The organism is Hungatella effluvii (assembly GCF_003201875.1).
Lineage (GTDB): Bacteria > Bacillota > Clostridia > Lachnospirales > Lachnospiraceae > Hungatella > Hungatella effluvii.
The window spans coordinates 89,779-109,120 of sequence record NZ_QJKD01000012.1; the positions used below are offsets into that span (position 1 = coordinate 89,779).

Sequence of the window (19,342 nt, forward strand, 5' to 3'; positions counted from 1 at the left end):
TCAATGGCCGCAGAACCATGAAATTCCTTTTTCAAAAAATCCCGCTCAAAAATCAATTCATTTTATACTCATCCATATATCCATTTTAATTTTTTCTACTTTTTGTCAGGTTATGTTCATACTTTTTGTTGATTATATCGTTTTTTCCATATTCTTTTCAACATTTTGTTTGACTAACCCATACCTCAGTGATAAAATTAAATGAGAAAAGACAAGCCATCAATAACGGAGGGGTTTATGAAAACTATCTATGATAACTGGCCATTCTGGCAGAGGCTTTTAAACATGCTGGAGAATGAATTCGGCAACCGCTGTGAACTGATTCTGCACGATCTGACCAGGGATTACGCCCATACGGTCGTCGATATCCGTAACGGCCACATTACCGGGCGCAAAATCGGTGACTGCGGAAGCAACCTTGGGCTGGAGGTACTGCGCGGAGAAGTTAAGGACGGAGACCGGTACAACTACGTTGTCCACACACCGGATGGGAAGATTCTGCGCTCTTCCACGATGTTTCTCTATGACGATGATGGTAATGTAATCGGCTCACTCTGCATTAATCTGGATATCACGCAGACCGTCGCCCTGGAAGGGATACTGCACCAGTATAATCGTTACATTCCCGGCATGGAGACAGAAAAAACGGAGGAGGAATGCAAGGAGACGTTTGCAGGCAACATCAGTGATGTACTCGATTTTCTTATTGAGCAGGCCGGAGAACTGATCGGGAAACCGGCAGATGAGATGAACCGTCTGGAAAAAATCCGTTTTACAGGATATCTTGACGCAAAGGGCGCTTTTCTGATTACCAAAGCCAGTGACCGGGTCTGTGATTACTTAAAGATTTCCCGCTATACACTGTATAACTACCTGGATCTGGCCAGAACCGAGAATGGTGAGTGCAATTTAAGCACCAAAAGTTTAACAAAATCAACGAGAATTCTCCCAGCCTCTACAAGTGGGAGATGAATCGCAAAAACAAACTTGTGTCATTCTGGTTTTTGTATTCTGGACTCAGAATGTGGATTGAAATAAGCACCAAAAGAGAAGGGACAGGGGAAAAATGAATATTTATGACGAACTGAATGTGGACAGAATCATCAATGCCAGCGATACCTACACACGAATCGGCGGTTCCCGCATGAGCCGCCGCACACTGGAGACCATGCAGGAAGCCGCAGAAAGCTTTGTGGACATCGGAGAATTATCTGATGCCATCTGCAAACGAATTGCAGAGCGCACAGGCAATGAGACGGCGTTTATCTCATCGGGGGCGGGAGCCTGCGTCGTTCTCACTGCCAGCGCCTGTATGACCAGGGGAAACGAAGAGCTGATGTACCAGCTGCCGGATGCCTCTGCCTGCCCGAAGAATGAAATCATCGTATTTGCGTCTCAGAAGAACTGTCCGATTCTTCCCTACTGGCATTTAACTGAGCTTTCCGGCGCATCGCTTATTCCTGTAGCGGACAGTATGAAATCGCTTCAGGAGGCCATCAGCCCGAAGACGGCCGCCGTCTTTTTCTTCACCGGAACCGTTTATGAATGGACCACTCCCGACTTAAGGGATGTGATTGAAACAGCACACGCGGCCGGTGTGCCCGTGATCGTGGATGCGGCGGCTCAGCTTCCTCCGAAGTCTCTGATGTCCTGGTATACCGTGGACCTAAAGGCGGATGCCGTCATTTTCAGCGGCGGAAAATTCATAAACGGTCCTCAGACGACAGGGATCGTGCTGGGGCGCCATGAGATTCTCGACCACTGCCGGGCCATGGCCAGCCCTAATGTAAGAATCGGCCGGCCCTATAAGGTAGGCAAAGAGGAGTATGCGGCATTTTACAGGGCCTGCATGGATTTCCTGGACCTGGATGAGGAAACGAAGTACCAGGAACTAAAGGCAGTTCTGGAACACATAAAGGCCTCCCTTTCCGGCGTTTCAGGGTATCACAGCTACATAGAGGAAACCGGACGTCTCGGCCAGCAGATTCCCATGCTCTACCTTCAGTTCACCGATGGAACTACGGGAAAAGAGTGCTATGACTTCCTGTATTCTGCACCAGAACGGATAGATATCGGAACCTTTAACCCCAAAGATCCCACGGGTGATCCGTGCCGCATCTTCATCAACGCCATCAATCTGCGTGAACCGGATCTCCCAATTCTGATTCAGAAACTGAACCGCTTCCTCACCTTGCCGGAAAGGGGGCGTTCCCATGAATAAAAAAACGCTGGTCCGGTACTACGATGCCGAAAAAAACCGTTTCTTTAACGGCGAGCTCTGTGGCCGGGATGGAGACTGGCATGTCGAATACAGAAACGACGGCCCGCCCGAAACAGATCTTTTCTTAAGCCCCGGATGGATCGATATGCACGCTCACATCTTTGACGGCTTCGGCATTTTCGGTACGGAAGCCGATGTGGTTGGCTGGAAGACAGGAACCTGTCTTCTGGTCGATGCCGGAACCGTGGGGGAGTACACACTTCACGGCTTTACAAAGTATGTGGCGCCGACTATTGAAACGAATATCAGGCTGTTCCTCTGCATCAGCCCGATCGGCGTGATCTTCCATCACGATTACAATGCCATGCAGTATTTGAATGCTGACCGCTGTGCCGCATGTGTGGCCGAACATCCCGGACTGATTTCCGGTGTGAAGGTGCGTATGGGCAGTGAGACCATCCGTCACGAGGGTCTCGAACCGCTGCGCTTAGCCAGCCTTGCCGCCCGGAAGGGAGGTGTTCCGATGATGGTTCACATCGGAGGAAATCCCCCGTATTTAAAGGATATGGAACCGTATTTTGAAAAGGGAGACATCATAACCCATGTATTCAATGGCCGTGGCGGCGACGTGTGGAACCCTGACGGTACACCGTCAGAAGCACTTCAGAGGCTGATCGACCGTGGCGTCTGGCTTGATGTGGGACACGGAAGCAGCAGCTTCGATTTCGATGTATTTGAAAGAGCCGCCCGCCACCCGCTGCCCCGCTTCCTGATGGGAACCGATTTACACCAGAGCTCTGTGAAAAAACTGGTACGAAACATGGCTGTTCTGCTCTCCAAACTATACGGCTGCGGTGTTTCTCTGGAAGACATTCTTTACGGTGTCACCACAGGTCCCGCGACGGCGCTGGGACTCACCGACTGGTGCCGCTTAAGTACAGTTCAGAATGCCACACTGTTCCGCATCGTGAATCATACGGAGACGTATGAGGACTGTCAGGGAAATTCGCGGACCTTTCACAAAGCGTTTTCGACAGAGGCTGTTATACTGAATGGGGAGTATCGAAAGACTGCTGCTGGATTATAACTAAAAGGAAACAAAAAAGCTGATCTCCATGGACCGTTTGGATCCACGGAAATCAGCTTTACTTTTTTATCAGGAAATGTCTCTCATTGCTGCGGCTTTCCTTCCCCACTGCTCTTACCGCCTTCCACAGCTACATAATCCCATTGAAATCTGCGTTTTTCAGCAATTTTTCCAGACGAAGCTGCGCTTCTCTTAAAAGCCGGATCGTGAGCGCTTCCTTTTCCGGATCATACCGGAATACCGGCATGGCGATGCTCATAGCCGCAATGACTCCGCCATCCCGCCGGATGGGTACAGCCACACAGCGAATGTACTGGGTTGATTCCTCACATTCAAAGGCAAGCCCGTTTCTCTGTATCTCATCCAGCTGGTATGAAAGCCTGTCTATGTCGGTTATCGTATTCGGCGTCAGCGCTTTTAAGCCGTCCGGATACAATCGCCTCAGTTCGTCCTTTGATTTTCCTGACAGCAGCGCTTTCCCGATTCCCGTCGCATAAGCGGGCAGCCGCTGTCCCGGGGATACCACGGAACGGACCGGCTCGGTGGAATCCACCTTATAGAGGTAGAACACGTCTCCCTCTACCAGTTGGGCAAAGTAGCAGGTCTCGCCGCAGGCTTCCACAATCGTATGCATCTGCGTCTGAATGTCGGTGGTGAGACCACCTCTTCTTAAATATACATTACCAATCTCATAAGCCTTGTACCCGATACAGTACCGGCCCGTATCAGGATTCAGGGACAGCATATGAAGCTCACAGAGCGTATGTACAATTGGGAACAGGCTGCTTTTCGGAGCTTTTAATGCGGAAGCAAGCTCTGTCAGCGTCATTCCCTGGGCGGGCGCCGCCGTCAGCTGCTCCAGCGTATCAATCACGCGTTTCGTCGCGCGGTGAAGTTCCTCGTTTGGCACGTTCTAACACCTCTTCTTTTATTTACAGCTGTGTATCTGCCGCACAGCTGAACAGTTATTCTTATTGTACACACTTTTTCCAAATAGTACAAGCATTAATTAACCTTTTACAGCCCCCTGCGTCATGCTGCTGATAAAGTAGCGCTGCAGGAAAATAAACATTACCACGACGGGAAGACTGGAGAGCAGGGAAGCGGCCATCAAGTCGTTCCACATGATCTTATCGTAACTCGCCATCTGTCCGATCGCCACCGGTAACGTCTTCATCTTATCCGATGTAATACACAGCATGGTAAACATATATTCATTCCAGCTCTGGATAAATGCGTAAATGGTCGTGGAGATCAGACCAGGCAGCGTCAGCGGAGCAATAATTTTCCAGAATATCTTCAAATGGCTGCAGCCATCGATTCTGGCCGCCTCGTCCAGTTCCCGTGAAATGCTGTTAAAGAATCCATACATCATCCAGGAACAGAACGGTATGACACTGGCGATGTGAACCAGAATGATTCCTCTTCTGGAATTGGCCAGTCCATAGATTGTAAGAAGCTTGTAATAGGGTACAAACAGCATAACTGCCGGAAACATCTGTGTCACAAGAATGAACATCATGATCATCCCTTTTCCTTTAAACTGAAAACGGGAGAATCCATAGCCGGCCAGCGTGGAGAAAAGGACCGCAAGCACGGTTGCCACCGTGGAGATAACCACACTGTTTTTTAAATAGGTAAAAAACGGATACTCTGTTATCACGTTTTTGTATGCCTCCAAAGAAAATGTCTTTGGGAACATCGTTACGGTGGAGCTGGTCATAATCTCGTTGATTGATTTGAATGAGGTGGAGGCCATATAGAGAATCGGCACAAGGACGATTAAGCTTCCCAGAGTCAATCCCATATAGCAAAGCGCATTTATTCTCTTTTGACTATTCATCCTTTAACAACCTCCTCTGCATAATACTGATAACAATACAGATCAGGAACACCACAACCGCCAGGGCGGACGACGGACCGAAATCGAAAAATTCGAATGCCCGCTTATAGATATTGACGCCGATGGTATTGGTGGCGCCGTTGGGACCGCCCTGGGTCAGCAGCCAGATCATCGTCACATGCTTGAACCACCATACGACATCGAGAATCAGGGTAACGGAAAGTGTCGATTTCATGCTGGGAACCGTCACATACCAGAAGGTCTTCCAGTTGGTGGCCCCATCGATTCTGGCCGCCTCAATGATGTCACCCGGCACAGTCTGAAGTCCGGCCAGAAGCTGGATCATCACGAGAGGGTATCCTTTCCAGATACAGATAAAGATTAGTACTGCAAGTGCCAGCTTCGGAGATCCCAGCCAGGACATCGGTTCCTGCAAAATCCCCATGGATACCAGCGTACTGTTTAAAAATCCCATGGTAGGATTGAAAATCCACCGCCACAGGTTAGCGATTACAACTTCCGGAAAGAGCCATGGAAGCAGTAAAATAGCCCGGAATACGGTGCGCCCCTTTATATCCCGGTTCAGCATAACCGCAAATAAAAATCCAAAAATAAAGTGTCCCAGCACGACGCCAACCGTAAAGATCAGTGTGATCTTCATGCTGGAATAGAAATCGGCCTCCGTCAAAACCTTTGCATAGTTTTTCAGGCCGATAAAATTCCATTTGTTGACCAGATTCGTCTTAAAAAAGCTGATATAGATTCCATAACAGAACGGATAAAGAAGCAGCAAAGCCAGCGTAATCACCGCAGGCGTGACAAAGCCATAGGCCGCAACGCGCGTTTTTACCCGATTCATCGTTCCATTCATTCCGTGCTTCAAATAATCACTCCCCTCAACATACAGGAAAGACCGGCTGCCGGAGGGCAGAGCCGGTCTTTCCTGGCTGGTACTTTAACCTTCATTCGCGGCGTCACAGATCTCCTGCGCTCTCTTCTGCGCTTTGGCTGCTGCCTCCTCTACGGTCGATTCTCCGGTGAATACAGACTGATATGCCTGTCCATGTACATCGTTGATCTCGCTGTAGCCTGGAATGTTCGGTGTTTCATAAACGGTCTGGCGTGCCTCTAAGAAACCGGCCAGCTCCGGCATATCGTTGATGCTCGGATCGTCAAGAGTCTCTGTACGGGTCGGAAGACGGCCTGTCATAACAGAAAATTCAAGCGCTCTCTCCTTCTCAAGCATAAACTTAATAAATTCAGCAGATTCTTTTTCATGTTTTCCAGGTGTAATGAAATATCCAAACCCGCCCGGTGTGCTGACAGAACGCTCCACTGCCGGTACCGGGAAGGAACCGAGTTTGCCCTTTAACTCCGGAACCTGAGAGGTTATCGCACCAATTGCATTGGAGCCGGTAATCAGCATGGCTGCTTTGCCTGATGAAAACAGATTGACTGCGGTCGGATAATCGGTCTCAATGACTCCCGGAGGGCAGGTATGGTAAGTCACATCCAGATCGGTGTAGGCACGCAGTGCGTCAATATACTTCTGAGAACCGATATCGGTAGTCCACTTTCCATCGTCTCCCAAAATAAACTCATCCACACCAAAGTTACGGATCACATACTGGAATCTTCCTGCGCCGGAACCATTGTTTGCGCCGACCAGTGTATTGCCGTAGGCTCCGTCTCCTGTCAGGGCTTTGGATACTTCTACAAATTCATCCCATGATTTCGGTACCGCTACCCCTTTTTCATCGAAGATATCTTTACGGTAAACAATACCAGATGCTCCGCTGAACCATGGCGCTCCGTAAGCCACTCCGTCTACACTTGCGCTTGCAAGGCTGACACTTTCAAATCCATCCACGTAGTCCTGACCAAAAATTGGTGCGATTTCCGCAGCCAGCCCCATGTCCACAATCGTAGCGGTATCCAGCATGTTCGCCAGGAAGAAGTCCGGCATGGAATCCGATGTTGCCAGCGTTATGTACTTTTTCATAAGATCATTGGCGCTGACGCCCTCTACTTCCACGGTAATTCCGTTGCCCAGCGCATTGAACTCCTCAATACACTTCTTTTCAAAGTCTCCCTCCGGAGACTCCAGAATCGTGGAAGAAATATAAGTAATCGTCACATTCTCTCCACTGCTTTCCTTTGCAGCTTCTGTCTCCCCCTCTGTCTTTGCTGCTTCCGTCTGCTGTGTCTCTGCAGCTGCCGCTTTCGTAGTCTCCGGAGCCGCTTCTTTTCCACCGCATCCGGCCAGCATAGAAGCCGCCATCACTACTGATAATCCAATTGCCAGATTCTTTTTAACCATTTCTTCTCCTCCTTGTATCTCTTTATCATTACCATTCAATTGGTGTTCCGTCGTAGGTCCGCCACATTGGATTCTTCCAGTTATGGCGGTTCTTGTTCTGTTCCTGAACCATCTCCTCGTCTACTTCTACGCCGAGTCCCGGTCCTTCGGGAATCTCAACAAAACCATCTTTAAAATGAAATACTTCCTTATTCTTTAAGAAATTGATCCTCGGGTTCGTATCGCCTGCATCGTGAATATCAATGCTCTGTTCCTGAAGTACCAGATTCGGTGTCGCCGCTCCCATCTGAATACAGGAAGAAAATGCAATCGCGTCCAGAGGACAGTGCGGCGCAACTGCCACATCGTAAGCTTCCGCCATGGCTGCGATTCTTCTCGCTTCGCTGATACCACCCGCATGGCTCAAATCGGGCTGGATAATATCCACATATCCCTGTTCAAACAGAGATTTATAATCCCACCTGCTGTACATTCGTTCTCCTATGGCAATGGGCGCAGATGTATACTTCGCTACCTCACGCAGCGCTTCCTTATTCTCCGGAAGCACCGGTTCCTCCATAAAAAGCGGATGAAACTGGTCTAATTCCCGGACCAGAACCTTTGCCATAGGCTTGTGAATTCTTCCGTGAAAATCAATGGCCATATCGATGTTGTTACCGATGGCATCACGGATTGCTCCTACTTTTTCCACCAGCTTACTCACGCTTTGCAGAGTATCTACATAGTGGGTGGGGTCTGTCGGCGAAGTCTTAATGACTGTATAGCCTTCTCTGACCGCCTGTCTCGCATCCTCTGCCACTTCTTCCGGCGTATCACCGTGTATGCTTCGGTATACCTTAATCTTATCCTTGACCTTTCCCCCCAGCATCTCATAGACAGGAGCATGATAATAACGCCCCTTGATATCCCACAACGCCTGGTCGATACCGGCGATCGTGCTCATCAACACCGGACCTCCCCGATAAAAGGCGCGGCGGTACATGGTCTGCCAGTGCTCCTCAATCCGCAGCGGATCTTTTCCTATAAAATAGTCGCGCCACTCATTCACGGAAGCTTCCAACGTTGCAGCTCTTCCTTCTACCAGAGGTTCTCCCCAGCCACAAATTCCTGCATCCGTCTCAATCTTTAACAGCAGAAAACGGTGTGGCATAAAATAGAGCTTCATGTCTGTAATTTTCATTTCTCTCCTTACATCCCTTTCTATTTCGTTATTCGTACTTCTTGCTTATTTGTTCGTATATAGGAACTCAGTTCCTTATATTAACCATATTTTTACTATACCCCATGTTTTCCCGTCTGTCAATACAGAAAATCGTTTTTTTCTGTATTTGTTGTTTATTATGTATTCTTTTCTTCTTTTACATTTCATTTTTTCTAGCATATTATTATTATATTTATTCTTTTAACAAAAAACAATTGACAAACGCTTTTCCTCACGCCTATAATATAATTAGTTTTTACAGAACGTAGTTCGTATATAGGAACAATTAGTTTTTCAGATTATCAACTTTATTTTACTTTTCATGTTCTTTAAACAGGAGGTCATCATCATGACAACTTTTGATAAAGTTCTGGCAGGCGGTATCATCACAATTATCCGCGGCCTGAATTCCGATCACGCGGAAAAGACGGTGGAGGCAATCTTCGCGGGCGGGCTTCACCTGGCCGAAATCACCTTTGATCAGACGGCCGAGCCGGAGGTTACAGCGAATATCATCCGCACTCTAAACCGGAAATTCGAGGGGCGGGTCCTCATCGGCGCAGGCACCGTCATGACCGCCAAGCAGCTTCATGCAGCGTATGACGCCGGAGCCGCCTACATTATTTCACCCAATGCGGATTCCTCCATTATCCGTGAGACAAAACGACTCGGCCTTCTTTCCATGCCCGGTGCCTATACCGCTACGGAGGTGGCACGCTGCTATGCCGACGGAGCCGATATTGTAAAGGTATTCCCCTCTGATTCCGCCGGTCCAGGTTACATAAAAGCGCTTCGCGGCCCGCTTCATCACATTCCGCTTGCCGCAGTCGGCGGAGTAAACCTGGAGAATATTCGGGACTTCTTCGACGCAGGAGCCTGCTGCGTGGGCATTGGCTCCAATATTGTCAGCAAACAGGCCGTACAGGAAGGGGATTTTGTCAAGATCCGAATGCTTGCCGCCGCTTATGCGGCAAAACTTTAATAAGAAAGTTGGTGTTTCCTTGTATTACTTCTACTTTGACTCAGGTACAACAAACACGCGGGCCTGCCTCTTAAAAGGCGGGACCATTCTAAACCGCGGAGAAATTCCGGTCGGTTCCCGCGATTCAGCCCTGCATCAAAACCGGGATGTCCTCATATCCGCGTTAAAGCGGCTCTATGACCAGCTCCTCTCCGAATCAGGAATTGTCGATACGCAGGTGGCGGATATCTATATGTCCGGAATGATCTCCAGTCCCTCTGGAATGACAGAGATTGAGCATTTGTCCACCCCTGTGGATTTTAAGAAATTGAAAAACAGTATTGTCACTCATTATGAGGCCGATTTCTTTCAGCGAAACGTTCATATTATTCCCGGAATCAAGACGCTTCCCCAGGGAGTGACGGCTTCCGTCGAGACTGTGGTTGATGCCAATAACATGCGCGGAGAGGAAACCGAGCTGTTTGGAATTCTCCATCGCTGCCCTGGTCTGGCCAGCGGCAGAAGCATCATCCTGCTTCCCGGTTCCCATACACAGGCGGCTTTCCTGTTCGACGGTACCATCGAAAATATCTCTTCCACCATAACAGGGGAGCTCTATCACGCCCTGACCGGGCACACGATTCTCGGTTCCAGCATCAATGGAGAGAAGTGTACGGAACTTCTCCCCCACATGGTCTGTATGGGATACGATATCGTCCACCGGTATGGTTTCAACCGCGCGCTGTACGTCGTCCGCAGCATGGACTTATTCGCCGGTTCGACGCTGTCTGAGCGGCGCTCCTACTTAGAAGGCGTAATTAACGGCGGGGTCATGGATGCCATCGTCTCCGTCACGCAGGACAAACCAGCTACCATCGCCGTGGCCGGACCGCATATGCAGTATGAGATCTTTTCGGCCTTTGCCGATAAGCTGTTTCCGCAGTTTAAGATCACGGAAGTGCCTGTCACTCCGTCATTTCCGTTTGCCGTAGAGGGATTTTTAAGTCTTATGGGACTTTAGGAGACATTGACATTTTACCCCTTTTCAACTATGATTGTTATACAAATCATTTAAGGGGGAAACTGCAATGGCAGGAACACGCAGACCGGTCACTACCATTAAGGAACAGGTATATCAAATCATCAAAGAGGATATCTGTAATGGTGTCTATCCGCCGGGCTACTGGCTTCAGGAAACTGATCTTTCCGCCGCGCTCTCCGTCTCAAGAAGCCCGATCAGGGAGGCACTGCGCCAGTTGGTTGCGGATGGACTTGTGGTAGAATACCCGAACCGCGGTGTCTTCGTCAAGGAATATACACAGAAGGATATAGAAGATATCTTCGATCTGCGGATTATCCTGGAGAGTTATGCCATCCGGCGGTCCGGTCAGAATCTAACCCCTGCATATATCGAAAAGCTTAACGCCTTCATGGATACTTTAATCTACTACCATAAAGCAGATGATCTCCAGAATTACATCAACGCTGACACCGGACTCCACCAGCTGATCATCGAGCTGAGCGGCAACAACCTGGTTATCAGCACTTATGAAAGGGTCTATTCCATGGTACAGCAGTTCCGGATCTATTCCCTTACCAGCAAGGAGCGTTTTGACGAATCGGTGACGGAACATACCAATATCATACAGAACATCCTGTCCGGGAACGCCCGTGAGGCCGACCGGATCAATCGGACTCACTTAGAACTGGCCCGCGAAAAGATCATAGTATACTTAAACAAAAAAGATGCTCTCCCTTAGCCTGTCGCCAAAGGAGGGCATCTTTTTATTAATGGAAAAATACTGCAAGAATACAGATCAGGACGGAACCAAAGATCGGTATGATAATGGTTCCTATGCTCCATGTCTTCAAGCTGGTCTTGATATCCATTCCACTGAAGTTGGTTACTACATGGAAATAGCTGTCGTTTAAGAAGGACGGACACATGGAGGTCAGGCAGACCGCCAGACCGGCCAGGTACGGATTAATTCCCAGGGTTGTAAGCATAGGGGCAATAATCGCGGAACCGGTAATCATCGCGGTTGTGCCGGAGCCCTGTGGGAAACGCATAATCGTTCCAATCAGAAGCGGAACCAATATTCCCGGAATGCCTACTGCGACGATTCCATCTGCCATCAGCTGAGCCGCGCCGGTTGCTTTTACGACCGCACCCAGAGCGCCGCCTGCCGCGGTAATGCAGACGATCGGGCCCGCATCCTTTAACGCGTCGTTCATCATTCCGTTGACCGTCTTCTTATCCATGTCCTTAGCCAGAACAAAGGCGCCCAGACAGAGAGAGATAAACAGTGCGATTACAGGATTTCCGAGGAAGGTAATCACGCCTCCCACGGCGTTAGCCTTCCATGCGGTCTGGCTGACAACGGTATTGCAGAGAATCAAAAATACGGGAAGCAGCAGAATCGTAAAGGAAATACCCGCTGACGGAAGCTTTTCCGTGGACAGCAGCGCCTCAAAATCAGAGTTCTCCAGCTCTTTTCCTTCTTTCAGCTTTTCATCGATCTTATCCAGAACCACCAGCTGAGCCTTCGTATACTTGCTTCTGTCGATCTCGCTCGGAACGATGAAATCAGGGTACCGGTTTCCGAACCAGCGGAATAAAAAGATGGATACGATGAACAGCGGAATACTGAAAAGCAGTCCTGCTATGATAAACATACCCAGATCAACGGGGATGCCTTCTTTCTGGAACGTACTGACTACCGCCAGAGGTCCCGGTGTCGGCGGAACCATAAAGTGGGTAATATAGAGGCCCATACCCAGGATGCCGCCCAGTCCTACCATGGATTTCTTGGTCAGACGGGAAAATTCTTTTGCCAGTGACGATAAGATGACGAATCCCGAGTCACAGAACACCGGAATGGAAACCACAAAGCCCGTCAGGCCCAGCACCACATCGGCCCGTTTCACACCTACCATCTTTAAGATGGTAAGAGCCATACGCTTTGCCGCTCCGCTCTTCTCCAGGAAAATTCCCATGATACAGCCGAAGCCGATCACGATGCCGATACTGGCCATCGTCCCGCCAAAACCGCTCGTCACGGTGCTGATGGATTCTCCTAACGGAATGCCTGATAAGATGCCGATTAAAATTGCAGAAATAATGAGTGATGGAAACGCATGCATTCGCGTAAAAATAATCAGTCCCATCATAACGACTACACCAATTAACATAGCTATTACTGGATTCATACAGTTACTCCCCTTTCTACTAGATGACCGGACCGAGACACTGAATGTCGATCGAGCTGAAATACTGGATCGCTTCATTCTTTGTCATTTCTCCATTTAAGGTCCGTATCATTTTATCAAACGCTTCTTCTCCTACCTGTTCAATCGTCTTTTCACCGGTAATAATCAGTCCGGCGTTTAAATCCATATCGTCTTCCATCCGCTCATACGTATTGGGATTTCCGCAGATCTTGATGACCGGCATGCTCGGGAATCCCTGAGGCGCCCCCCGTCCAGTGGAAAACATCATGAACTGTGCCCCCGTGGCCGCCATACCGGTCAGTATCTCCGGTTCTCTGCCCGGCGTATCCTTGATCCAGAGGCCCTTCTGATCCGTCACCCGCTCCGGATAGTCAAGCACGCCCTGAATCGGCTTTGTTCCTGACTTGACGATGGCTCCCAACGATTTTTCTTCAATACTGGAAAGTCCCCCTGCGATATTCCCCGGTGTGGGCTGTCCTTTTCTCATATCACAGCCTAAGGATTTCGCCCTGGCCTCCATCTTGTTTACAATGGTGTAGATCTGATCTCCCACCTCTTTACTGACCGCTCTGCGCGCCAGCAAATGTTCTCCTCCGATAAACTCCGTCGTCTCGCCAAATACCACCGTCGCGCCCAGATCCACGAGACGGTCGGCCACATAGCCGATCACACAGTTGGAGGCCATGCCGCTGGTGGTGTCTGACGCGCCGCATTTGATCGCCATGACGACGTTGGATATATCCGCAGGCGAACGCTGCATGCCCGAGGCCTCGATCACGAGCCGGCGCGCAATGTTGGTACCGGCCATGATGGCCTTGCTGACTCCGCCCAGTTCCTGAATGTGGATGATCTCCACGCGTTTTCCGGTGGCGGAGATCTCCTTTACCATCCGTTCATGATCCGTCCCCTCGCATCCCAGGCTTACGATCAGCACGGAGGCCGTGTTGGGTGAACATCCTATGCTGATTAAGGTATCCGTCACCCGCTCCAGATCAGGCGGCAGCTGACAGCAGCCCTGATGATGCAGATAGGTTACCGTTCCCTGGACCTGGCGGCAGATGGCAAGCGCCACGTCGTTGGCGCACGTCACGCTGGGAATAACCGCTACGAAATTGCGGGCGCCCACCTTTCCGTCTGGGCGTATGTACCCCATGAATTCCATCATTAATCCTCTCCTTTCCGTCTACTGTGCGGCTTTCTCCGCCCAGTCTCCTCGTCCGCGCATGCTGTCCAGATTATGAACATGCACGTATTCCCCCTTTTTTATATCCGCGGTGGCAATTCCAATCTCTTCTCCGTACTTTTTTATCAGTTCTCCTTTCTTAATTGTTGTAACTGCTATTTTATGTCCATAAGGAACATCGCCTGTTACGGTCACCGTCTCCCCGGTTCCCTTTTTGTCACGGATCTCCACTTCCGTTCCATCCGTAATACCTTCAGCGAAGATTGTAGCCACGTTGTCATCATCGCTGACCTTCAAAGCTAATTTCAGACTCATGTTATTCCTCCTTTACCACCATAACACTGACCCCATCGGGTATTACCACGACGCCCGCTTCGATTCCCTTTCTCTCATAAGCCATTTTAAGCGCCTCATCCAGGCTGGAAGCGGGAATCATATTGGCTCGCCTTACCATCTCATGATCCAGGAATGTCGTAACCACGATCACCGTATGTTTTCTTAATATTCTGGAATAAATCTGCGGGCACCACTGCTCCGCGATCGTCTCCTTCGGCGGTATCTTTGATAAATACGCGTCGATCTCCTCCGGCGTTCCCAGTGTGATCAGCCGTTCAAAGTGGGTTCCGCCCATACCGTCACAGCAGGAACAGCACATGATGATGACTCCGTCCTCACCCGCGCACACCTCTGCCGTGGACACGGCCTTGGGGCTCTGATACAGATTCTGGTCCAGAGGATATCCCCCGTTGGATGTCACCACGATATCTCCGGTCACCGCCCGGCACTGGGACTGAGACCGGATAAATTCCACGCCTGCCTCATGGGCCTCCTCCAAGTCTCCCGCGAAGGCCGCAACCACCTTCTTCTCTCCGTCGAGCGCCACATTTAAGATAAATGCAGTATTGACCTTCCTGGCCGCATAGACCATATCCTCATGAATCGGATTTCCCTTCAATACTCCCGTAGCCGCATACGGACTGGCAATCGCCCGATAGCTGTGATTCTCATTCACCGTCTCTTTGCTGCAGATTCCCGGAAGTATGCTCTTTCTTCCCCCTGAAAATCCCGCGAAGAAATGGGGCTCGATAAAGCCCTCCGCCAGCAGAAGATCGCACTCCGCCGCCAGCTTATTCACATAAAAATCAGCGCCGGAAGGAAGCGTGCAGATATTTGTAAACTGATCCGGATCAAATGCGTCATTGGAAACTATCGTTTCATGATCCACAATGTCGTCCCCGAACATCCGGCGCTGCTCCTCTTCCGTAGGCGCGCGGTGCAGTCCGGTCCCTATGAGGATCGTAATCTCCGCCTCCGGATTCCCCTTTCTGATCTCCCGAAGCAGAATCGGAAGCGTCAGTTTGCTGGGCACGGCTCTCGTATGGTCGCTGGTCACAAGCGTCACCCTCTTCTTCCCTACCGCCAGCTCACTTAACCGCTTCGTTCCGATGGGATTCGCCAGCGCCTCCTCCACGAGCTCTCCTTCTCCCTTTGTCCGGGTGAACTCATGCATTTTAGCAGTAATCACCGCCTTTAAATTTTGTTCTGATACATGAAGGTCCATTGTCCCTTTGTAATATGGAATTTGTATGGTCTTCATCCTCATCCCTCCTTCTCATGATCTGTTACTTTTTGAAATTACACCATAAAATGGAACCGTCCGAAAATCGCATGTTGTAGATTGTGTGTTGTAGATTGTATGCAATTTCGATCTATATTTTTGATTATAATATAGTTTTGTGCATTGTCAACAATAAAATAGTTTTATTTTTAATTTTTATATATTTTATCACCTGTATTTTTTTGCGTAATCGATTAAGTACGCAAAAAAACAGCACTGGATTGCTTCAATCCAGTGCTGTTTCAAACCGTTATGATACGCGCGCCCTCTTTTCTCAGCAGCGTCTTTTCCGTTTCCTTAAACTCATGGTCTGTAATGACTCCGGTGTAGTCCGACAGTTTATTGATAAAATTCATTCCCTGCCGGTTAAACTTGGAATCGTCCACCACCAGAAAGGACTGCTGGCACTGATGGGCCAGCTGGCGTTTTAAGAATGCCTTGTCGATGGTGGGCGTCAGAACGTGAAACTCCTCGTTGATAGCCGCCGCTCCGAAAAATCCCATATCAAAGCGGAAGTTTTCCATCATCTGTGTCGCATAGTAGCCGACGGCGCTCCCCGTCGATTTTTGAATGTAGCCGCCGCAGATAAACAGTTCCACCCGACTGCTCTTTAAGAGCAGGGCGACCTCTAAGTCGTTGGTAACGACCGTCATGTTCTCGTATTCCATAATGTGCTTCGCTATTTCGTACGTGGTGGTTCCCGCGTCCAGGAAAATTGTCGTCCCGCCGCGGATAAACTCCGCCGCCTTCAGGGCGATTTTCTCCTTCTGGGTGTGGTTGCTGACACTCTTCACCGCGTAATTTACCTCGGTCTTATTGACAGCGCCGCCATGGCAGCGCTCGATCAGACCGTCCTTCTGAAGCTTCTCCAAATCCCTCCGGATCGTCATGTGGCTGACGTCCAGCTTCTTCGCCAGTTCCTCCACCTGTACGCTTCCATTATCCTGTATCATTCCTAAAATCTTCAACTGCCTTTCGGCCATTAACATCATAAATATGCCTCCTCATTCCGGGTTTCTTTCCTTTCCGCAGGCGCACGGCGGGCCGGAATGCGCTTCGTTCCCCGGGACAGCTTCCCCGTTAAAACGAAAAGGCCCCGTACCGGAATACCCGGCAGCGGAGCCTTTGTATCTGCACATGAATCCCATGTGTCTATCATATATGATTACAGGAAAATACTCAATATCAAAACTTCAATAAATCCTACCGCCCACGCAATCGTTGACGTGATGGAATACGTCATGATCTGGTCCTTTACCTCGCCTACGCCCAGAGTTCTGTTTACAACCCAGAAATAGCTGTCGTTGAAATAGCTGAAGAATAAGGAGCCCACGCAGCATGCCAGCGCGCCCAGGATCGGATTCACACCGGCTGCAAGGATGATCGGAGCGGAGATGCTGGCCGCTGTCGTCATGGCTACCGTACCGGAACCCTGGATAAATCTCATTGCCGTGGAAATGATGAACGGAAGAACTACGATCGGAACCGCTGTTCCTGCAAGACCTTCTGCCATATATGTACCGAGTCCGCTGTCCTTAATAATCTGGCCCAGCGCACCGCCGCCGCCTGTTACCAGCATGATGATGCCTGCGGAAGCCATTCCCTTTTCCATTTCCTTAATTGCTTCTTCTCTTGTTAAGTTTCTTCCAAGTGTTACAATCGCTACGACGAGTCCTAAGCCTACCGCCACGATCGGGGATCCAAGGAACTGGAAAATCTGCATAAATCCGGTTGTAAGACCGAGTGCGCTGGATACCGTACTGATCAGGATCAGAATGATCGGCAGTACAAGGGGTGCAAATGATTCAAGCGTAGATGGAAGTCCGGTGAAATTCGTTGTAAAATCAGTGGAGTAATCCGGTTCCTGATAAGGAAGGCGGTCAAAGCCCTCGTCGTCGTTGGGAATCTGATAGATTTTCTTGCCGACCCATCTTGCGTAAATGGTACAGGCAATCGCCATCGGAATCGCAATCACTATGCCAAACAGGATAAATTTTCCCACATCGACTCCGAAAATACCGCAGACACCCAGAGGACCTGGTGTCGGAGGTACCAGCGTATGGGTAATAACGAGGCCTGCCGCCAGTGCGACGCCCAGGGAAATTACGGATTTTTTGGTTACCTTTGAAATCGCTTTTGCAATGGGAGCGAGAATAACGAAGCCGGAATCACAGAAGATCGGGATGGATACAAGGAATCCGGTGATGCCCAGTGCCTCTTCCTCTCTTCCCTTGCCGAACAGCTTTAAGAACGTCTGCGCCATTCGTTTCGCTGCGCCGGTCCGTTCAAATATCTGCCCCATCATGACACCGAAACCGATAATAATACCGATGCTTCCCAGCGTACCGCCGAAGCCGGTTGTAATCGAGTTGATGATGCCCAGCGTCTTGCCGTTTTCCAATGTTACATTCACCATCGGCATTCCGCCCACCAGTCCGATGATGACCGCACTCATAATCAGCGCGAGAAATGCGTGAATCTTGGTCTTTAAGACCAGAACTACCAGTACGATAATACCGATCAACAGGCCGATCAGCATCCTTTGCCCACTAAGTCCGCCTACCATAAAATAAACCCTCCTTTAAATAAATTGACTTTTTATTTCTATGCCCCCCGGACACGAAATACTGTTTCAGTTTCGCCGCAAATTATTTTCTGGTAAAATTTGGTGAATACTTTGCCGCCAGTAAAATAGCCTCAATCATGCTTATGGCGCTTACCTTGCCCGTACCTGCGATATCGAACGCGGTTCCGTGATCTACGGAAGTTCTGAGAATCGGCATTCCGTTGGTGATCGCAATCGTCCTGTCGAAATCCAATGTCTTCGTCGCGATATGGCCCTGATCGTGATACAGGGAGAGCACACTGTTAAACCGTCCCTGTGCCGCCTGATGAAATACAGAGTCTGCACCGATCGGTCCGGTTACCGGATATCCTTCCGCCTGCAGCTCCTCGATGGCCGGCATGATTTCCCGAACCTCCTCGTCGCCGAACAGGCCGTGCTCGCCGCAGTGAGGATTTAATCCGGCAATCGCCATGGTGCCGCCGGTTACGCCCAGCTTCTCAAGGGCCTCCAGACAGCGTTTTACGTAATCCTTGATTCTCTCCTTCGTAATCATGTCAAGCATCTGGCGCAGGGAAACGTGTCTCGTCAGGAAGAACACACGCATTCCGTTGGTCTCAAACATGGTGAGTGGATCTTCCGTTCCCGTCAGCGCTCCAAATATCTCGGTATGGCCGATAAAATGAATATCGCCGGCCTTTAATGCCTCTTTATTGATCGGAGTGGTGGCTACCGCATCCGCTTTTCCTTCATTGGCGAGCCGGATACTCTCGGCGATATACTCGTAAGCCGCTTTTCCGCACATTCCGCTCACTTTGCCGAATTCAAACTGGTCCATGTCGATATTGTCCAGGTCAATGAGATTTAAGACGCCCGGCTCATAGATCCCTTCCTCCGGTTCCTTAACCACGTTTACCCTTACCTCTGCTCCCGTGATCTTAACAGCCTGCTCCATGATCTTCCGGTCGCCGACGATGATACATCTGGCCGCTTCCGCCACCTTGCTGTCCGCCAGGGCCATTGCTACGATTTCCGGTCCGACACCCGCCGGATCTCCGATAGGAATTGCAATTAATGGTTTGTTCATGATGTTTTCCTCCATTCTCTTTTTATG

The 19,342-nt window shown here is 49.8% G+C and carries 18 protein-coding genes; 6 read left to right on the forward strand and 12 right to left on the reverse strand.

Going from position 1 to position 19,342, the window contains the following annotated elements; genetic code table 11:
• The first annotated feature begins 237 nt into the window (after nt 1–237).
• The 3 genes from DFR60_RS20730 to DFR60_RS20740 all read left to right on the forward strand — a co-directional run bounded on the left by DFR60_RS20730 (nt 238) and on the right by DFR60_RS20740 (nt 3,308).
• Nucleotides 238–972: a helix-turn-helix transcriptional regulator gene (locus DFR60_RS20730; protein ID WP_110324594.1), complete on the forward strand. Its 735-nt coding sequence runs from the start codon at nt 238–240 to the stop codon at nt 970–972.
• Nucleotides 973–1,066: 94 nt separating this feature from the next.
• Nucleotides 1,067–2,221, forward strand: a complete 1,155-nt coding sequence (locus DFR60_RS20735) for an aminotransferase class V-fold PLP-dependent enzyme (protein WP_110324595.1) — start codon at nt 1,067–1,069, stop codon at nt 2,219–2,221.
• Nucleotides 2,214–3,308 (forward strand): amidohydrolase family protein, encoded by a 1,095-nt coding sequence (locus tag DFR60_RS20740; protein ID WP_110324596.1) that lies wholly within the window; start codon nt 2,214–2,216, stop codon nt 3,306–3,308. The genes DFR60_RS20735 and DFR60_RS20740 overlap by 8 nt, the downstream gene beginning before the upstream one ends.
• Before the next feature lie 130 nt (nt 3,309–3,438).
• Here the strand turns inward: DFR60_RS20740 and DFR60_RS20745 are convergent, their stop codons facing one another.
• The 5 genes from DFR60_RS20745 to dgoD form a co-directional block, all read right to left on the reverse strand.
• Nucleotides 3,439–4,218, reverse strand: a complete 780-nt coding sequence (locus DFR60_RS20745; protein ID WP_110324597.1) for an IclR family transcriptional regulator — start codon at nt 4,216–4,218, stop codon at nt 3,439–3,441.
• A gap of 99 nt (nt 4,219–4,317) precedes the next feature.
• Nucleotides 4,318–5,151 (reverse strand): carbohydrate ABC transporter permease, encoded by an 834-nt coding sequence (locus tag DFR60_RS20750; RefSeq protein ID WP_110324598.1) that lies wholly within the window; start codon nt 5,149–5,151, stop codon nt 4,318–4,320.
• Nucleotides 5,144–6,022: a carbohydrate ABC transporter permease gene (locus tag DFR60_RS20755; RefSeq protein ID WP_110324692.1), complete on the reverse strand. Its 879-nt coding sequence runs from the start codon at nt 6,020–6,022 to the stop codon at nt 5,144–5,146. The genes DFR60_RS20750 and DFR60_RS20755 overlap by 8 nt, the downstream gene beginning before the upstream one ends.
• Before the next feature lie 84 nt (nt 6,023–6,106).
• Nucleotides 6,107–7,471, reverse strand: coding sequence for an ABC transporter substrate-binding protein (locus DFR60_RS20760; protein ID WP_055656781.1), 1,365 nt, complete (start codon nt 7,469–7,471; stop codon nt 6,107–6,109).
• Between the two features lie 28 nt (nt 7,472–7,499).
• The gene (dgoD, locus tag DFR60_RS20765) at nt 7,500–8,651 is read right to left on the reverse strand and encodes a galactonate dehydratase (RefSeq protein ID WP_110324599.1); all 1,152 of its coding nucleotides are present in this window, start codon (nt 8,649–8,651) and stop codon (nt 7,500–7,502) included.
• A gap of 370 nt (nt 8,652–9,021) precedes the next feature.
• Here dgoD and DFR60_RS20770 point away from each other — a divergent pair, with 370 nt between their 5' ends.
• From DFR60_RS20770 to DFR60_RS20780, 3 genes are all read left to right on the forward strand, one after another.
• Complete coding sequence (locus tag DFR60_RS20770) at nt 9,022–9,654, forward strand: bifunctional 4-hydroxy-2-oxoglutarate aldolase/2-dehydro-3-deoxy-phosphogluconate aldolase (RefSeq protein WP_167437665.1); 633 nt, start codon at nt 9,022–9,024, stop codon at nt 9,652–9,654.
• Nucleotides 9,655–9,673: 19 nt separating this feature from the next.
• Nucleotides 9,674–10,654, forward strand: a complete 981-nt coding sequence (locus tag DFR60_RS20775; protein ID WP_167437666.1) for a 2-dehydro-3-deoxygalactonokinase — start codon at nt 9,674–9,676, stop codon at nt 10,652–10,654.
• A gap of 67 nt (nt 10,655–10,721) precedes the next feature.
• Nucleotides 10,722–11,393 carry a GntR family transcriptional regulator gene (locus tag DFR60_RS20780; protein ID WP_110324602.1) on the forward strand — a complete coding sequence of 224 codons (672 nt, stop codon included), beginning with the start codon at nt 10,722–10,724 and terminating at the stop codon, nt 11,391–11,393.
• A 28-nt stretch (nt 11,394–11,421) separates the two neighbouring features.
• Here DFR60_RS20780 and DFR60_RS20785 read toward each other — a convergent pair whose 3' ends face one another.
• From DFR60_RS20785 to pdxA, 7 genes are all read right to left on the reverse strand, one after another.
• On the reverse strand, nt 11,422–12,843 hold the full coding sequence (locus DFR60_RS20785; RefSeq protein WP_002602126.1) for a GntP family permease: 1,422 nt from the start codon (nt 12,841–12,843) through the stop codon (nt 11,422–11,424).
• Between the two features lie 19 nt (nt 12,844–12,862).
• Nucleotides 12,863–14,029 (reverse strand): UxaA family hydrolase, encoded by a 1,167-nt coding sequence (locus DFR60_RS20790; RefSeq protein WP_320955236.1) that lies wholly within the window; start codon nt 14,027–14,029, stop codon nt 12,863–12,865.
• 18 nt (nt 14,030–14,047) lie between these two features.
• Nucleotides 14,048–14,362: a UxaA family hydrolase gene (locus DFR60_RS20795; protein ID WP_002602124.1), complete on the reverse strand. Its 315-nt coding sequence runs from the start codon at nt 14,360–14,362 to the stop codon at nt 14,048–14,050.
• Nucleotide 14,363: 1 nt separating this feature from the next.
• A complete protein-coding gene (gene larA, locus DFR60_RS20800) occupies nt 14,364–15,644 on the reverse strand; it encodes a nickel-dependent lactate racemase (RefSeq protein WP_110324604.1) in 1,281 nt (426 codons plus the stop codon).
• Between the two features lie 263 nt (nt 15,645–15,907).
• Entirely contained in the window at nt 15,908–16,657 is a 750-nt protein-coding gene (locus DFR60_RS20805) for a DeoR/GlpR family DNA-binding transcription regulator (RefSeq protein WP_002602122.1), read from the reverse strand.
• A 173-nt stretch (nt 16,658–16,830) separates the two neighbouring features.
• Nucleotides 16,831–18,231, reverse strand: a complete 1,401-nt coding sequence (locus DFR60_RS20810; RefSeq protein ID WP_110324605.1) for a GntP family permease — start codon at nt 18,229–18,231, stop codon at nt 16,831–16,833.
• A gap of 82 nt (nt 18,232–18,313) precedes the next feature.
• Nucleotides 18,314–19,315: a 4-hydroxythreonine-4-phosphate dehydrogenase PdxA gene (gene pdxA, locus DFR60_RS20815; RefSeq protein WP_025530305.1), complete on the reverse strand. Its 1,002-nt coding sequence runs from the start codon at nt 19,313–19,315 to the stop codon at nt 18,314–18,316.
• Between the last annotated feature and the right edge of the window lie 27 nt (nt 19,316–19,342).

Bases quoted from the DNA above. Each gene is read 5' to 3' on its own strand.
- DFR60_RS20730 (WP_110324594.1), top strand. From the start codon at position 238: ATGAAAACTATCTATGATAACTGGCCATTCTGGCAGAGGCTTTTAAAC.
- DFR60_RS20735 (WP_110324595.1), top strand. From the start codon at position 1,067: ATGAATATTTATGACGAACTGAATGTGGACAGAATCATCAATGCCAGC.
- DFR60_RS20740 (WP_110324596.1), top strand. From the start codon at position 2,214: ATGAATAAAAAAACGCTGGTCCGGTACTACGATGCCGAAAAAAACCGT.
- DFR60_RS20750 (WP_110324598.1), bottom strand. From the start codon at position 5,151: ATGAATAGTCAAAAGAGAATAAATGCGCTTTGCTATATGGGATTGACT.
- DFR60_RS20755 (WP_110324692.1), bottom strand. From the start codon at position 6,022: ATGAATGGAACGATGAATCGGGTAAAAACGCGCGTTGCGGCCTATGGC.
- DFR60_RS20760 (WP_055656781.1), bottom strand. From the start codon at position 7,471: ATGGTTAAAAAGAATCTGGCAATTGGATTATCAGTAGTGATGGCGGCT.
- dgoD (WP_110324599.1), bottom strand. From the start codon at position 8,651: ATGAAAATTACAGACATGAAGCTCTATTTTATGCCACACCGTTTTCTG.
- DFR60_RS20770 (WP_167437665.1), top strand. From the start codon at position 9,022: ATGACAACTTTTGATAAAGTTCTGGCAGGCGGTATCATCACAATTATC.
- DFR60_RS20780 (WP_110324602.1), top strand. From the start codon at position 10,722: ATGGCAGGAACACGCAGACCGGTCACTACCATTAAGGAACAGGTATAT.
- DFR60_RS20785 (WP_002602126.1), bottom strand. From the start codon at position 12,843: ATGAATCCAGTAATAGCTATGTTAATTGGTGTAGTCGTTATGATGGGA.
- DFR60_RS20790 (WP_320955236.1), bottom strand. From the start codon at position 14,029: ATGATGGAATTCATGGGGTACATACGCCCAGACGGAAAGGTGGGCGCC.
- DFR60_RS20795 (WP_002602124.1), bottom strand. From the start codon at position 14,362: ATGAGTCTGAAATTAGCTTTGAAGGTCAGCGATGATGACAACGTGGCT.
- larA (WP_110324604.1), bottom strand. From the start codon at position 15,644: ATGAAGACCATACAAATTCCATATTACAAAGGGACAATGGACCTTCAT.
- DFR60_RS20805 (WP_002602122.1), bottom strand. From the start codon at position 16,657: ATGATGTTAATGGCCGAAAGGCAGTTGAAGATTTTAGGAATGATACAG.
- DFR60_RS20810 (WP_110324605.1), bottom strand. From the start codon at position 18,231: ATGGTAGGCGGACTTAGTGGGCAAAGGATGCTGATCGGCCTGTTGATC.
- pdxA (WP_025530305.1), bottom strand. From the start codon at position 19,315: ATGAACAAACCATTAATTGCAATTCCTATCGGAGATCCGGCGGGTGTC.